The organism is Sphingomonas sp. HT-1, from assembly GCF_048568905.1.
Lineage (GTDB): Bacteria > Pseudomonadota > Alphaproteobacteria > Sphingomonadales > Sphingomonadaceae > Sphingomonas.
The window spans coordinates 45,661-59,873 of record NZ_CP183770.1 but is presented as its reverse complement, the minus strand read 5'-3'; the positions used below and the strand labels follow the sequence as shown (position 1 = coordinate 59,873).

Annotated in this window: 13 protein-coding genes; 9 read left to right on the top strand and 4 right to left on the bottom strand. The window is 66.2% G+C overall.

Annotation, left to right across the window (positions count from 1 at the left end):
• Window positions 1–84: 84 nt before the first annotated feature.
• Complete coding sequence (locus tag ACNFJ7_RS00300; protein ID WP_019368680.1) at window positions 85–981, bottom strand: LysR family transcriptional regulator; 897 nt, start codon at window positions 979–981, stop codon at window positions 85–87.
• A 166-nt stretch (window positions 982–1,147) separates the two neighbouring features.
• Between ACNFJ7_RS00300 and ACNFJ7_RS00295 the strand changes: the two genes are divergently transcribed.
• From ACNFJ7_RS00295 to ACNFJ7_RS00255, 9 genes are read left to right on the top strand one after another with little or no spacing between them, the layout of a single operon-like run.
• A complete protein-coding gene (locus ACNFJ7_RS00295; RefSeq protein WP_019368678.1) occupies window positions 1,148–3,529 on the top strand; it encodes a TonB-dependent receptor in 2,382 nt (793 codons plus the stop codon).
• 9 nt (window positions 3,530–3,538) lie between these two features.
• A complete protein-coding gene (locus ACNFJ7_RS00290; protein WP_019368677.1) occupies window positions 3,539–4,513 on the top strand; it encodes an MBL fold metallo-hydrolase in 975 nt (324 codons plus the stop codon).
• Window positions 4,514–4,516: 3 nt separating this feature from the next.
• Complete coding sequence (locus tag ACNFJ7_RS00285) at window positions 4,517–5,632, top strand: FAD-dependent oxidoreductase (protein WP_019368676.1); 1,116 nt, start codon at window positions 4,517–4,519, stop codon at window positions 5,630–5,632.
• A gap of 19 nt (window positions 5,633–5,651) precedes the next feature.
• Window positions 5,652–6,554, top strand: coding sequence for a VOC family protein (locus ACNFJ7_RS00280; RefSeq protein WP_019368675.1), 903 nt, complete (start codon window positions 5,652–5,654; stop codon window positions 6,552–6,554).
• Between the two features lie 4 nt (window positions 6,555–6,558).
• Window positions 6,559–7,716, top strand: a complete 1,158-nt coding sequence (locus tag ACNFJ7_RS00275) for an alpha/beta hydrolase family protein (RefSeq protein WP_019368674.1) — start codon at window positions 6,559–6,561, stop codon at window positions 7,714–7,716.
• A complete protein-coding gene (locus tag ACNFJ7_RS00270; protein WP_019368673.1) occupies window positions 7,713–8,897 on the top strand; it encodes an MFS transporter in 1,185 nt (394 codons plus the stop codon). The genes ACNFJ7_RS00275 and ACNFJ7_RS00270 overlap by 4 nt, the downstream gene beginning before the upstream one ends.
• A 12-nt stretch (window positions 8,898–8,909) precedes the next feature.
• Window positions 8,910–9,473 (top strand): cupin domain-containing protein, encoded by a 564-nt coding sequence (locus tag ACNFJ7_RS00265; protein WP_019368672.1) that lies wholly within the window; start codon window positions 8,910–8,912, stop codon window positions 9,471–9,473.
• A 2-nt stretch (window positions 9,474–9,475) separates the two neighbouring features.
• Complete coding sequence (locus ACNFJ7_RS00260) at window positions 9,476–10,366, top strand: NAD-dependent epimerase/dehydratase family protein (RefSeq protein ID WP_019368671.1); 891 nt, start codon at window positions 9,476–9,478, stop codon at window positions 10,364–10,366.
• Between the two features lie 28 nt (window positions 10,367–10,394).
• The gene (locus ACNFJ7_RS00255) at window positions 10,395–11,357 is read left to right on the top strand and encodes a fumarylacetoacetate hydrolase family protein (protein ID WP_019368670.1); all 963 of its coding nucleotides are present in this window, start codon (window positions 10,395–10,397) and stop codon (window positions 11,355–11,357) included.
• Between the two features lie 160 nt (window positions 11,358–11,517).
• Here ACNFJ7_RS00255 and ACNFJ7_RS00250 read toward each other — a convergent pair whose 3' ends face one another.
• The 3 genes from ACNFJ7_RS00250 to ACNFJ7_RS00240 all read right to left on the bottom strand — a co-directional run bounded on the left by ACNFJ7_RS00250 (window position 11,518) and on the right by ACNFJ7_RS00240 (window position 14,187).
• Entirely contained in the window at window positions 11,518–11,823 is a 306-nt protein-coding gene (locus tag ACNFJ7_RS00250) for a hypothetical protein (RefSeq protein ID WP_152997932.1), read from the bottom strand.
• A 1-nt stretch (window position 11,824) separates the two neighbouring features.
• Window positions 11,825–12,196 carry a cupin domain-containing protein gene (locus ACNFJ7_RS00245; RefSeq protein WP_019368669.1) on the bottom strand — a complete coding sequence of 124 codons (372 nt, stop codon included), beginning with the start codon at window positions 12,194–12,196 and terminating at the stop codon, window positions 11,825–11,827.
• Between the two features lie 344 nt (window positions 12,197–12,540).
• Window positions 12,541–14,187: a glycoside hydrolase family 43 protein gene (locus ACNFJ7_RS00240; protein ID WP_019368668.1), complete on the bottom strand. Its 1,647-nt coding sequence runs from the start codon at window positions 14,185–14,187 to the stop codon at window positions 12,541–12,543.
• Window positions 14,188–14,213 lie beyond the last annotated feature (26 nt).

Here is a 14,213-nt window from a genome sequence, read left to right as displayed (position 1 = left end):
GGCCCCTAAATAGGGGTGGCTCCCCCTCTGCGGCAAGCAAGGCAATCTATCGGGGGCCGCCGGCCTGCTTCAGGCCCGCTTCCGCTAGCTTCCGGCATGCCGTCGCAACCCCTCCCGCAGCCACAGCAGCCCGCGGTCGGCGGCGCGGGCACGGCTGAACTGGATCATCTCGCGCATCTTGGGCAGCGGGAATGGCGGGGGCGCCATCGCAAGCGGCAGCTTGTCCATGAACAATCGCGCCAGCCGCGCATGCACCAGCGCGATGCGCTGCGTGCCCGGCAGCAGCCACGGCACCAGGGTGAACGACGTCACGGTCACTTCGATCCTGCGCGTATCCCCCCGCGCCCGCACGAACTGCTCGACGAAAGCGGGGGTATTCGAAAGCTCCACCACGACGTGGCCGGCCGCCTGATATTCAGCTTCGGTGATCGGCTTGCGGAACAGCGGATTTTCGGACCAGCCGAGCACGACATGCTCCTCCTCGAACAGCAGCTCGGCGGGATGTCCCTGAGCCTGGAACTGTTCGGGCGAGATGATGCAGTCGACCTCGCCGCGCTCCATCTGCTCGGATACTGCAGCATGCGGCGCCACCACCGAACAGCGGATGCCCGGCGCGCGTACCGCCATTTCGGCCAGCAGCGGTTGGACCGCGATCGACGTGACATAATCCGACGCGGCGATGCGGAAGCTGCGGCGCGACGTCTCGGGGTCGAACAGGGTCGAGCTGGAGATCAGCGCCTGCGCGTTAGCGACGATCTCCGCCACCCGTGGCGCGAGTTCCTGTGCATGCGGGCTCGGCACCATCCGCTTGCCGTTGGCGACGAGCAACGGATCGTTGAACGATTCGCGCAACCGCCGCAGCGCCGCGCTCATCGCCGGCTGGGTAAGGTGCAGCCGCTCCGCGGCGCGGGTCACGCTGCGCTCCTCCATCAGCGTGTGGAAGGCAACCAGCAGGTTCAGATCGAACCGATCCAGGCGCATGCATCAACCTCGTGATTGCTTCCTCATAAAATATAAGAATTTTGATTGATGTCAAAACCCGCCCATCTTGCCGGCATCGGACAACGAAAGATCCGAATCAAGGAGAGCGGTTGTGAGAAAGGGATGGAGGCGGACCAGTTCGATATTGGCCCTCGGGATCGCAAGCATGACGGCGCAGGCGCAGGCGCAGGCGCAAAGCGTCGCGGGGGCGGGAGACGACAGCGCAGCCGCACCGGCGGCGCAGGATACTGGCAGCACCGATCAGCAGGGCCTGCAGGAAATCATCGTGACGGCGCAACGCAAGGCAGAGAATCTGCAGCGCGCGGGTATTCCTGTCGCCGTGGTGACCGGCGATCAGCTGGTGAGCCGCGGGCTGAGCAGTTCGACCGAATTGGGCGCCGCCGTGCCCTCGCTCAGTGCTCAGCCACAGGGCGGCGCGAATACCGTCTTCTTCCTTCGGGGCGTCGGCAACTTCACCGTCAACGGCTATAGCGATCCGGCGGTCGCCTTCAATTATGACGGCGTCTATCTCGGCCGCGCTACCTCCACCTCGGGCATCTTCTACGATCTCGAACGGGTCGAGGTGCTGAAGGGCCCACAGGGCACCCTCTACGGTCGCAACGCCACCGCGGGCGCGATCAACGTGCTGCCCACCCGCCCGCGTATTGGCGAAAACAGCGGCTTCGTCACTGCCAGCTACGGCAATTACGACGCGGTAAACGTGCAGGGGGCGGTGAACGTCGCGATGGGCGAGCACGGCGCGATGCGCATCGCCGGCAGCATCGTTCGACGCGACGGCTATCAGACCGACGGCACCAGCGACGAAAAGACCCAGGCGCTCCGCGTGCAGTTCCTGAGCGAGCTGACGCCGGACCTGACCGTGCGGATCGGCGGCGATTTTTCGCACAGCGGAGGCAAGGGTCCGGGTTCCACCTATGTCGGCCGGATCGCCTATGTTCCCGGCACCGGCAACCAGTTCGTGCCGTCGGGCCTCAGCGAGGATAGCGGCCTGTTCTCGCCCGAGGCGCAGGCCTATCGCCGCACGCTGTTCAGTGGGCTCGCCGGACGCACGCTGGCGCCGCTCGACGTGCAGCCCTATCTCGACAACAACTATTACGGCGCCAATGCCGAGATCAGCCTGAACACCGGCGCCGGCACCCTCACGGTCATCCCCGCCTGGCGCTATTCAAAGCTGGACAATCGCTTTGCCGTACCCGCCTTCTACGGCAATGTCGCAGAGACCGACGAGCAGAAGAGCCTGGAAGTGCGCTTCGCCGGCAACCGTGTCGGCATCTTCGACTATATGCTCGGCGCCTATTATTTCGACGAGACCGTCGCTGCGACCTATCTGTTCGCGCAGCAGGCGCTGAACGCCTATCAGCAGTTCACCTCGGGTACCAAATCCTATGCCGGGTTTGGCCGGATCACCGCCAATTTCAACGATCGGCTGCGGCTGATCGGCGGCCTACGCTACACCAAGGATGACAAGGACTTTAGCGGCCGCGCCGACGTGTTTCTCGTCCGCTGCTCCGTCGTGGTGCAGGGCCGGCCGAGTTGCCCGAACGCGCCGCTCTTGCCGTCGACAGGGCGCTACCAGGATCTGCCGTCCTCGGTCTTCCCGACCGTGCCGGACAATCAGGCGCGACCGATCGGCACCACGGGCGCGCTGCTGATCCATGCGGTCACGCCGGTGAACACCACGCTGTCCAACGATCGCTTCACCTATCATCTTGGCGCCGAATTCGATGTCGGTCCGCATTCGCTGCTCTACGCCAATCTGGAGACCGGCTATCGCTCCGGCGGCTTCGCGCTGTCGGCAGGCTACGAGACGTTCCAGCCCGAGTTCATCGATGCCTACACGATCGGCATGAAGAACCGGTTCTTCGACAACCGGCTGCAGCTCAATCTCGAAGCATTCCTTTGGAAGTATCGCAACCAGCAGGTGAACCACACGGGCATCGATCGGAACGGCAATCAGGGCCAGTTCACCGAGAATGTCGGCAAGTCCACGAACAAGGGCGTCGAGGTGGAAGCCCAGTTCCTCGCCACCCGGAACACGCTGCTCAGCGTCAACGTCCAGTATCTCGATGCGAAATATGATGACTTCATCTATCGCGAGCCGATCGGCGCGACGCCGCCGAACACCGGCTGTCCATATCGCGCCAGCGCCACGGCGGGGATGTACGACATCAACTGCTCCGGCCGCAGCGCTTATCAGTCGCCGAAATGGACGATGAACCTGGGTGGGCAGCAGACGGTGCCGCTGGGCGACCACAAGCTGCTGTTCTCGGCCGATACGCAATATCGCACCAGCCGTGTGGTCGGCTTCGAATATCTGCCCAACCAGCTGGTCGGGGCAACCTGGGTCAGCAACGCCCAGATCGCGTTCGGTGCGGCCGACGATCGCTGGTCGATTGCCGCCTTCGTCCGCAACATCGAAGACGAACGCTTTCAGGCCAGCGCCCAGATCTACGGTGCCGGATCGGCCGCGCTCGCCGTCTATTCGCCGCCGCGCACCTATGGCGTGCGCGCGACGTCGAAGTTCTGAGGCGCCGGAATGCGTCCGCTCCGCCCAACGCTGATCGCCGGCTTGCTGCTGATGGCAGCAGGTGCGGCGCCGGCGCGGACAGAACAGGCCAACGCCCCGGCGTGGATCACGCTGGGAACGATGGGCGGCCCGGTGCCTGATCCGACCCGCGCACAACCGGCCAACGCGCTGGTCCTCGGGCGGGACGTGTATCTGGTCGATGTCGGCGACGGCGCGGTAGAGCAGCTCGCCAAGGCACACCTTCAGGCCATGCAGGTTAAGGCGGTATTCCTCAGCCACCTGCACTTCGATCACACCGGCGGCCTCGCCGCGTTGCTGGGGCTGCGCTACCAGACCAATGCGCCGGGGCCGCTCGCCATCTATGGCCCACCGGGCACCCGGGCGCTGGTCGACGGGCTGGTCGCATCGATGCGACCAGCGGCGGCCGCCGGCTATGGCCTGCCCGGCGCGCCGGTGATCGATCCGGCATCGACGGTGACGGTGACCGAGCTTGTCGATGGCGGAACAGCAACGCTCGGCGGCTTTACCGTTCGCGCCGCCCGCAACACCCATTACAGCTTTGCGCCCGGCTCCGCCGAGGACAGCCGCTATCAATCGTTGTCGCTGCGCTTCGACCTGCCGGGCCGCTCGATCGTCTATACGGGCGACACCGGGCCCAGCCCGGCCGTGGAGAAACTGGGTCGCGGCGCGGATCTGCTGGTCAGCGAAATGATCGACGTGCCCGCCACCATGGCGCGGATCGCCCGGCTTCAGCCGGACATGCCCGCCGGGCAGCGTGCGGCGATGGCCGAGCATCTGACCCGCCATCACCTCACGCCGCTGCAGGTTGGCGAAATGGCCCAGGCGATGAACGTGAAGCGGGTGGTTCTCACCCATCTGGTGGTCGCCGACGCCGATCCCGCGGCGGTCGATCGCTACCTTGCCGACATTCATCAATCCTTCGCCGGGCCGGTCACCCCCGCCCATGATCTGGAACGGTTCTAAGCTATGCAATCCCTCAACATTCTCGTCATCGGCGGCGGCATCGGCGGCCTCACCGCTGCCATTGCGCTGCGCCAGCAGGGCTTCGCCGTCGACGTCATCGAACGCGATCCCACTTGGTCGGTGTATGGCGTCGGCATCATCCAGCAGGCGAATGTGCTGCGCGCGATGAAGGCGCTGGGGCTGCTCGACGATTATCTTGGCGCCGGCGTCGGCTTCGATGCGGTGGAGATCTTCACGCCCGCCGGCCAGAAAGTCGCGCGCGTGCCCGCGCCGCGGCTGCTCGAAGGCTATCCCGCCAATGTCGGCATCGGCCGCCCCGCGCTCCACAAGGTGCTGGGCGATCGCACCATCGCGCTGGGCGCGGAGGTGCGGCTGGGCATCACCGCCGAGACGATCGTCGCCGATAGCGATCAGGTGGCGGTCACCTTCTCGGACGGCAGCAGCGGCATCTACGATCTGGTGATCGGCGCCGACGGCGTCTATTCGCAAACGCGCGAGACGCTGTTCCCCGATGCGGAGCGCCCGCAATTCACCGGCCAGGCGGTATGGCGCTACAACTTCCCGCGCTTTGCCGATCTCGATGCGCTGCAGGTCTATAACGGACCCACCGGCGTCGGCTTCGTCCCGATCAGCGCGGACCTGATGTACATGTACGTCACCACGCCGGAACCGGATAATCCCCGCTATCCTCGCGAGGGGCTGGCAGCGGCGATGCGCGCCAAGCTGGCACGCTGCGCCCCCGCGATCCAGGCGCTCGCCGACCAGATCACCGATGACGACGGCGTCGTCTATCGTCCGCTCGAAGGAATGCTGGTCGAGGGCGCCTGGCATCGCGGCCGCGTCGTACTGCTCGGCGATGCCGTCCACGCCACCACGCCGCACCTGGGGCAAGGCGCCGGCATGGCAATCGAGGACAGCCTCGTCCTCGCCGAGGAGCTTGCCCGCGCCGAAACCACAGAAGACGCCTTCACTGCCTATCGCGCCCGGCGCTTTGATCGCTGCGCCTACATCGTCCGCCAGAGCCTGGCGATCTGCCACGGGCAGCTCGGCAAGGGTCCGCCGGTCGATAACGCCAAGGCAACCGCGGAAATGTTCGCCGTCACCGCCCAACCCATCTGAACCCCAGGGAAGCATTGTTATGACCCGCGTTACCGAAATCCGCTATGTCGGCTATGCCGTCACCGACTTCCAAGCCGAGAAGAAATTCTACGAGGAGATCTGGGGGCTCGAGGCCGTGCCGAGCAACGACGGCATGGCCTGGTTCAAGGCCCAGGGTCATGACGAACACCAGGTCGTCCGCCTCCGCCCGGCCGACGAAAACCGCATCGACGTGATCGCGCTCGCCGCCGACAGCCGCGCCGATGTCGATGCGCTGCACGTCAAGGCCGAAGCCGCCGGCTGCAAGATCGTCCGCACTCCCGCCCCGCTTACCACCCCCGGCGGCGGCTATGGCTTCCGCTTCTTCTCGCCGGACGGGATGCTGTTCGAAATCTCAAGCGACGTCGCGCGCGGCCAACGCCGGGACATCGCTCGCTGGGACGGCGTGCCGGTGAAGATCAGCCATATCGTGCTGCATTCTCCCAACCATCAGGCGGCGGTGCAGTTCTTCACCGACGTGCTGGGCTTCAAGGTCAGCGACTGGCTGGGCGACTTCATGTGCTTCCTGCGCTGCAACTCGGCGCATCATCGCATTGCGCTGCTGCCGGGGCCGGCCTGTCTCAACCATGTCGCCTATGACATGGAAGGCATCGACGGCATGATGCGCGGCGCGCACCGGCTGAAGCTGCACGGCATTGATATCGGTTGGGGCCCCGGCCGTCATACCGCCGGCAACAATACGTTCAGCTATTTCGTGACGCCCAGCGGCTTCGTCGCCGAATATACGTCGGAGCTGGAAGAGGTCGATTTCGACGCGCATCAATATCAGGTTTACACCCCTGCGCCGCTGATCATGGATCAGTGGGGCATCGGCACCGGCGGTCCGCAGACGCTGCCGCACCCGGCGCCCAATCCGGGCCTGTTCGTGGCGGTGGAGGCCTGATACCATGGCATTGTTCGAATATTTCCCCAACTATATCTGGAACCTCTCGGTCGCGATCGCGATGGAGAGCGGCGGTCAGATCGGCGAGCTGGTCGACATGTGCCAGCCGATCAAGGACGCGGCTGCGGCCGGTGCCGACGCCGGCACCCCGCAGTTCATGGCGCAGTGGGTTGCGATGGCCGACAAGCTGATCGGCCTCGCCGCCGAGGACGAGGCCAGGGGCCGCGCCTTTTCCGCTTCGAACAAGCTGGAGCGTGCTGCGCTCTATCTGTTCACCGGCGAGCGGATGCAGGGCCATGGCCACCCCGGCCGCAAGGAAACCTATGCCAAGGCGCGCGCCACGTTCGACAAGTCGACGATGCTGGGCCAGATCAATCGCGAGCGAGTGGAAATCCCCCTTGCCACTGGCACCATGCCCGCGCTCTACACCCGCGCGCCCGGTGAGGGACGCAAGCCCGTGGTCGTCTATTGCAACGGCCTCGATAGCTGCAAGGAACTGCTCTACTGGTCACGCCTGCCCGAGGCGCTGGCCCGGCGCGGCATTTCCACCCTGTGCGTGGACCAGCCCGGCTCCGGCGAAGCGCTTCGGCTGCAGAACCTCCCCGTCGATCCGCATGCGGAGAACTGGGCTTCCAGGGCGGTCGACTGGCTGGAGCGCCAGCCGGACGCCGATCCCAAGCGGATCGGCATGACCGGCATCTCGCTCGGCGGCCATTTCGCCCCCCGCGCGGTCGCCTACGAACCCCGCTTCGCCTCGGGCGCCTGCTGGGGCGCGAACCATAATTGGGCCGAGGTGCAGCAGAAGCGCTTGAACCGCGAAGGCGAGAACCCGGTGCCACATTACTGGGCGCATGTGATGTGGGCGTTTGGCGCCAAGGACATGGACGATTTCTTCGCCAAGGCAGCCGACATGAACCTCAACGGCCATATGGGCGGGGTGATGGTGCCGTTCCTCGTCACCCACGGCGCCGAGGATCGCCAGATCAGCGTCCAATATGCGCACGACTGCTACGAACAGCTGGTCAACAGCCCCAAGCGCGAACTGAAGCTATTCACCGCGCGCGAAGGCGGCGTTGAGCATGTCGGCGCGGACAACATGTCCTATGGTCGCGACTATATCGCCGACTGGTTCGGCGAAACGCTGGGCGGCAAGGTCGCATGAGCGGGGCGGCAGGAACGCAGGTCGCGTCCACCCGGCACGCGGTCCTGCTGATCCTCACCGCGATCATGCCCACCATGGGCATCGTCGCACTGGTCCCGGTGCTGCCGATGCTGCTCCGCGAATTCGCGGCGGTGCCGGGCTCAGCGGTGCTGGTGCCGGTGGCGCTCACCATACCGGCTTTGTGCATCGCGCTGTTTTCGCCGGTGGCCGGCGCGCTCTCCGATCGCTTCGGCCGCAAGCCGGTGCTGCTGCTGTCGCTGCTGGTGTACGGCGTGGTCGGTACCTTGCCGTTCCTGCTGAAGGATCTGCCCGCGATCATCGCCGCGCGGGCGGTGCTGGGGCTGGCCGAGGCGGCGATCATGACCGTATCGACCGCGATGCTCGGCGACTATTTTGAAGGGGCGCGTCGCGAACGCTGGATTTCCATTCAGATGGCGGCGGTCAGCCTGAGCGCGATCGCGCTGGTGGCGATCGGCGGCGCGCTGGGCGAAGCGCTGGGATCGCGCGGACCGTTTCTGCTCTATCTTATTGCCCTGCCGATCGCGGTCGCCGTGGCGGCCATGCTGTTCGAACCGGTCCAGCGCGCCGCCCGCGCCGTCGCCAGGGTGCGGCTGCCGCTCGGCACGATGCTGCCGATCCTGCTGATCACGATCGCAGTCGGCATCCTGTTCTACACCATCATCGTGCAGGTAGGCCCGATCATCGAGCGCAGCGGCGTCCGTTCCCCCGCGTTGATCGGCCTCGCCGCGGCCGGCACCAACCTCGGCGTAGCGATCGGCAGCATCGTCTTCGGCCGGCTCAAGGCCCATGCCGGGCCGCGCCTGCTGGCAATGGGGCTGGCGCTGGTGGCGATCGGCTATGCCGGTACCGCCTTGTCCCCCGGCTTCGCCGCGATCACCGGCTTCGCCATCCTCGCCTGTATCGGCAGTGGCGTAATGCTCCCGAACATGCTCGCCTGGGTGATGCGCCGTCTGCCAGCCGCCGCGCGCGGATCGGGGACCGGCGCCTGGACCGGCGCCTTCTTCCTCGGCCAATTCGCCGCGCCGCTCATCACCACCTTGCTGGAACCGGCCACCGGCGGGCTTGCACAGACTCTGCTGCTCTACACCGGCCTGGCGCTGGCCGGGGCCGTCGCCGCCCTGCTCGCCGGCGCTCGCGCGCCCGCTCCCATCTCCGCTTGAAGGACCAAGACCATGGAAAAACCCGTTCGCCGCGTCGTCACCGGCCATGATGCCCAGGGCCGCGCGATCATCCAGGAAGACGGCACCGTGCCGCGCGTCCAGCGTGTCGGCGGCGATATCGGCCCGATGTTTCATGAGGTGTGGAACACCCAGGCGACACCCGCCCCGATCGACGCCGCCTCGGGCGAGCCGCCCGAACAGGGCATCGTCCTCGCGCCGCCGAAGAACGGCACCCGGATCCGCGTGCTCGACATCCCGCCCGAAGGCGACGGCATTCGCAACATGACGCCGGAAGAGGCGAAGGCGCATTTCGCCGAGGTTGGCGCCGGCAGTGCCTCGGCGCATGGCGAAGGCTCGCGCCACGCGCTGATGCACCGCACCGAGACGATCGACTATGGCATCGTCCTCGAAGGCGAGCTCGTCCTGATCATGGATGAGGGCGAGACGACGGTGCGTGCCGGCGACATCGTCATCCAGCGCGGCACCAACCATGGCTGGTCGAACCGCTCCGACAGGAATTGCCGCATCGCCTTCATCCTCATCGACGGCGAATTCGATGCGAGCCTGAAGCGCTGACGATGCGGCTGACGATCACCGGCGCCGACGGCTTTGTCGGCCGGGCGGTCGTCCGGCGGCTGCGCGAGACGAGCGTCGCCGCCGATCTGCTGCTGGTCGACCGGGCGTTTTCGGAAGAAGGCTCCGGTACGCGCCTGACAGGCGATCTCACCGATCCGGCTGTGCTGGCGCAAGCCGTGCGGAATTGCGACGCGCTTCTTCACCTGGCCGCGCTGCCCGGCGGCGCTGCCGAGCGCGATCCTGCCGCATCCCGCGCGATCAACCTCGATGTGCCGCTGCGCCTGATCGAAGCGATGCAGGGCCGGCGGCTGATCCTCGCCGGATCGATCGCCGTGTTCGGAGCGGCACCCGCCGGTCCGGTGGACGATGGTACGGTTGCCGTCCCCGACAGCGTGTACGGCACGCACAAGCGGATGGTCGAACTCGGTTTTGGCGATGCGGTGCGGCGCGGTGCTCTGCGTGGCGCCGTTCTGCGATTGCCGGGCATCGTCGCCCGTCCGGCGTCGGCCGGCGGGTTCGGATCCGCATTTCTGAGCGATCTTTTCCACGCCGCGCGCGCCGGCCAAGCCTATGCCGTGCCGGTAGCGCCCGATGCAACGAGCTGGGTCTGCTCGGTATCGGCCTGTGCCGCCAATCTCGTCGCCGCCCTGCTGGCGGACATCGCCGAGCAGCACCCCGTCACCCTGCCCGCGCTGCGCTTCGCGATGGGCGATCTGGTCGCCGAACTCGTCCGCCGCTTCCCGATGGCGACGATCACCCATGCGGAGGATGCGGCCTTGCGCCGCAGCTTCGGCAGCTATCCGCCGCTGCACACGCCCCGCGCCGCCGCGCTCGGCTTCACCGCCGAACGCGACGTACGGCAATTGGTCGAGGCGGTGCTCCCGACCTGCTGACACCCCGATCCCAAGGAAAGAACTCTCCATGCGACTTGCCACCCGTGACAACGGTACCGCCGACGGCGAACTGATCCTGGTTTCCCGCGACGGCGCCACCTGCCTGCCGGCCGGCGCCGCTGCGCCCCATCTGCTGGGCGCGCTCGAACACTGGGAGGCGGCACTGCCCGCGTTGCAGGGCACGGCCGCGCGGCTGGAGGCAGGCCAAGGCAGCCCGCTCGATCCCGCCACGCTGCGCGCGCCGCTGCCGCGCACTTGGCAGTGGCTGGATGGCTCCGCCTTCCCGACACACGGCGAACTGATGCAGCAGGCCTTCGATCTCCCGCCGATCGAAACCGACAAGCCGCTGATGTACCAGGGCCTGAGCCATCAGTTCCTCTCCCCGACCGAGGATGTGCCCTTCCCGTCCGAAGCCGATGGCATCGATTTCGAAGGCGAGTTCGGCGTCATCACTGGCCCGGTGCCGATGGGCTGCCCGGCCGATCGGGCGCTGGCGCATGTCCGGCTGATCGTCCTGATCAACGACTGGTCGCTGCGCACGATCGCGCCGGTCGAGATGAAGACGGGCTTCGGCTGGATTCAGGCCAAGCCGGCATGCAGCGTCGCGCCCTTCGCCGTCACGCCCGACGCGCTCGGCCAGGCCTGGCAGAACGGTCGCGTCTGCCTGCCGCTCACCGTCGCGGTGAACGGCGCCTGGTTCGGCAGCCCCAATGGCGACGCCATGGCCTATGGCTTTCACGAACTGATCGCCCATGCGGCGCGGACCCGCAGCTTGCCGGCGGGCACCATCATCGGATCGGGCACCGTTTCCAACGCCGATCACGCTACGGTCGGCTCGACCTGCATTTCCGAGCGAAGGGCGATCGAAAAGATCGCACACGGCGCCTTCCGCACCCCCTTCCTCAGCGCAGGCGATCGCGTGCGGATGCACGTGGGCGAAGACGCAGCGTTCTTCGGCAGCATCGATCAGCGGGTGGCGCTGGCACGCTGAGGCGGCAGGCGCCGGCCAGTCCTATTTCACCGGCGTCGCCTGGCGCAGGGCGCGTGAAAGAACGTCCATCGAATAGGGCTTGCGGACCAGATCAGATCCATGGGTGCCGCCCTAGGCATGCCCTGCCGCTGTCGTTCCAAGCTTGCCGGAGCAACTCCGTCTACCGAGGATCTTCCCGATCCCGGGGGCTCAGCGGGCTCTTCTGCGAGGCATGATGACTACTCGGCTGCGCGGAGAGGCGCCGGCATACTGCCAGCACGCCAAAACGATCGCGATGCTCGGCAATGCCTTTGTCCTCGAAATTGGGATCCAAGGCGTCCGGACATCTAGGGGCTGCCCAGTCGTCGAAGCGCTGCAGGATGTGGTGGCGAAATCGCTGGCCCTGCGTGACCTTTGCACAAGCCGAGCGGCACGACAGTTGACGCAGTCCTGCCGCGGCGCGCGACAGGCGCGCCGCGGAGGTCACGTCATTCCTCTTCAGCGGCCTCGGCTTCTTCCTTGGTCTTGTGATTGATCCCCTGCTCCTCGGCGGGCGGTGAGTAGACGGTGAACAGCTTCAGCGGTTCGTCGCCCTTGTTGATAATGTTGTGCTTCGCGCCCTTCGGGATGACGATCATGTGGTTGGGCGTCACCTTGGTACGGCTCCCGTCGACCACCGCCTGGCCTTCGCCCGCCACGAAGAAGGTGGTCTGATCGGCGTCATGCGTTTCCTCGCCGATGTCCTCGCCGGGTTCGATGCTCATCAGCACCACCTGGCAATTATCATCATAATAGACTTCCTTCTGGAAGTTCTTGTTCTTCGTCGCCAGGTCGATGATGTCCTTGTTGAATACGGCCATGCGGCATCTCCTGCTTGTGTGGACACTCGTGCCGGGGCGAGCCTGCTCCGGCGGGACCGCCGCTCTCAACGATGTGCCGGCACGAAGGGTCCGGTCGCATGTTCGATTGCAACGCGATGCGATCATTCGCTCGAGGTACAAGCTCGCATCTACAAGGAGAAATGCCTGCAGAGCCGCCACAGCCGCTCGCCTGCAGCAGGGGTACCCACGTACCGGCGGGCCTCAAACGCTTCCGGCGCATTGCCCTAGGGTCATGGTCCCAAGAGTTGATATCCTGGGGGAAGCCGGCTGCGACAATATGCACGTCATGATTCCGGCGGAGCGCCAGCGCGACACCTGCCGCATCACTGCGTCCAGGCCATCGGGCCGATCACGGTGCCGACGAATCCGCCTGCTTCGTGCGTGCTGAGGAAGCGCGCGTCGAGGTCGCGCTTCAGCGTGCCCTTGGCCTGTCCGCTCGCATAATCGAACGCGATGGTGCCGCCGGTGATCCGCAGGGTCAGTGTAACCGGCGCAGTGCCGGGTAGCGGGCGCGCGGCGACCAGTTGCTCGTCACCTTTTTGGCGCGTGTAGAGCGCGAGCGTCCGAACGCCGCCGGCGCGGGTCAGCCCGAAGAATAGATGGTTCTGGTCGCTCTGCACCGCGGCCAGACCGGCGCGATCGCCGTCTTTGACGGGCGCATAGCGAACGGTGACGCTGACGGTGGCGTTGGCGTGCTGCTGGCGACGACCGACAAATCCAGGCACCTGCTGCAGATCCCCTAAAGGGCCGCCCTTGGTGATCACCAGTTCGCCGCCTTCGACCTTGTAGAAGGGTGTCTTGGGGGTGCGGATGCCGATCCACTGCATCGACAGCCGGTTGCCGGCAAAGCGGTCGACATAGCTGAAGTCGCCGCTGGTCGGCAGCACAGGCCTGGGCTGTCGGGGAAGTGCCGGCGCCTTGGCGACGAGCGGCACCGCCTTGCCCGCGGGCAGGATGATCGGCCAGCCATCCACCCAGGTGACCGGCAGCAGGAACGTCTCGCGGCCGGCATTATAGAAATCGTCGGCATAGGGGCGCACCCCCAGGAAGGTCGCCCACCAATCGCCATTCTGCGTCTGCACCAGCTTGGCGTGGCCGGTGGAGGTCACCGGATGCGGCCGGTCGGGATCTAGGTCGCGCTGGGTGAGGATCGGATTACCGGCGAAGGGCACATAGGGCCCGCGCAGCGTGCGCGAGCGAAACGCCACCTGCGAATGATTGACGCTCGTCCCGCCCTCGGCGGCGGTGAGATAGTACCACCCGTCCTTCTTGAAGATGTGCGGCCCTTCGATCCACACCGGCTTCTTGGCGATATCGACGCCGCCGTTGATGAGCTGCGTGCTGGGACCCACCATCTTGCCGGCCCGCCAGTCATACTCCTGGATCCAGATCGCACGATGGCCATCGTAGCGCGGCGGCTCATCGGGTGCGCGGTTGTTGACGATATAGGCCTTGTCCCCTTCCCAGTAGATCGAGGGATCGATGCCTTCGAAGGGCAGCCAGATCGGATCGGACCAGGGGCCGCGCGGGTCCTTCGCCGTGATGACGAAATTGCCGTTGCAGCTCACGCAGGTGTTCACGATGGTGAAGGTGCCTTGGTGGTAGGAGATGTCCGGTGCGAACACCGCCTGCGACGTGCGCATGCCGGTGAAATCGAGCTGGCCCGGCCGGTCGATTGCGTTGGCGATCTGCGTCCAGTGCACCAGGTCCTTCGAATGAAAGATCGGCAGTCCCGGATAATGGGCGAAGGACGACAGGACGAGATAATGGTCGCTGCCGACGCGGGTGACCGATGGATCGGGATAATAGCCGGAAAGAATGGGGTTGCGATATTCGCCGGCGCGAAGCGCCACCGTTTCCGCAGCGCGGCCCGCATAGCGGAAGTCGCTGAACCGCGCCGGTGCCTGCGCCGTCGCGGGCGTTGCCATGATGGTCGCCAGCAATGCGGGCGCCGTGAACCGTGCAATCATCAGGCTGTCTCCTGCTCCGGGCGTGT

Bases quoted from the DNA above. Each gene is read 5' to 3' on its own strand.
- ACNFJ7_RS00300 (WP_019368680.1), bottom strand. From the start codon at position 981: ATGCGCCTGGATCGGTTCGATCTGAACCTGCTGGTTGCCTTCCACACG.
- ACNFJ7_RS00295 (WP_019368678.1), top strand. From the start codon at position 1,148: ATGACGGCGCAGGCGCAGGCGCAGGCGCAAAGCGTCGCGGGGGCGGGA.
- ACNFJ7_RS00290 (WP_019368677.1), top strand. From the start codon at position 3,539: ATGCGTCCGCTCCGCCCAACGCTGATCGCCGGCTTGCTGCTGATGGCA.
- ACNFJ7_RS00285 (WP_019368676.1), top strand. From the start codon at position 4,517: ATGCAATCCCTCAACATTCTCGTCATCGGCGGCGGCATCGGCGGCCTC.
- ACNFJ7_RS00280 (WP_019368675.1), top strand. From the start codon at position 5,652: ATGACCCGCGTTACCGAAATCCGCTATGTCGGCTATGCCGTCACCGAC.
- ACNFJ7_RS00275 (WP_019368674.1), top strand. From the start codon at position 6,559: ATGGCATTGTTCGAATATTTCCCCAACTATATCTGGAACCTCTCGGTC.
- ACNFJ7_RS00270 (WP_019368673.1), top strand. From the start codon at position 7,713: ATGAGCGGGGCGGCAGGAACGCAGGTCGCGTCCACCCGGCACGCGGTC.
- ACNFJ7_RS00265 (WP_019368672.1), top strand. From the start codon at position 8,910: ATGGAAAAACCCGTTCGCCGCGTCGTCACCGGCCATGATGCCCAGGGC.
- ACNFJ7_RS00260 (WP_019368671.1), top strand. From the start codon at position 9,476: ATGCGGCTGACGATCACCGGCGCCGACGGCTTTGTCGGCCGGGCGGTC.
- ACNFJ7_RS00255 (WP_019368670.1), top strand. From the start codon at position 10,395: ATGCGACTTGCCACCCGTGACAACGGTACCGCCGACGGCGAACTGATC.
- ACNFJ7_RS00245 (WP_019368669.1), bottom strand. From the start codon at position 12,196: ATGGCCGTATTCAACAAGGACATCATCGACCTGGCGACGAAGAACAAG.
- ACNFJ7_RS00240 (WP_019368668.1), bottom strand. From the start codon at position 14,187: ATGATTGCACGGTTCACGGCGCCCGCATTGCTGGCGACCATCATGGCA.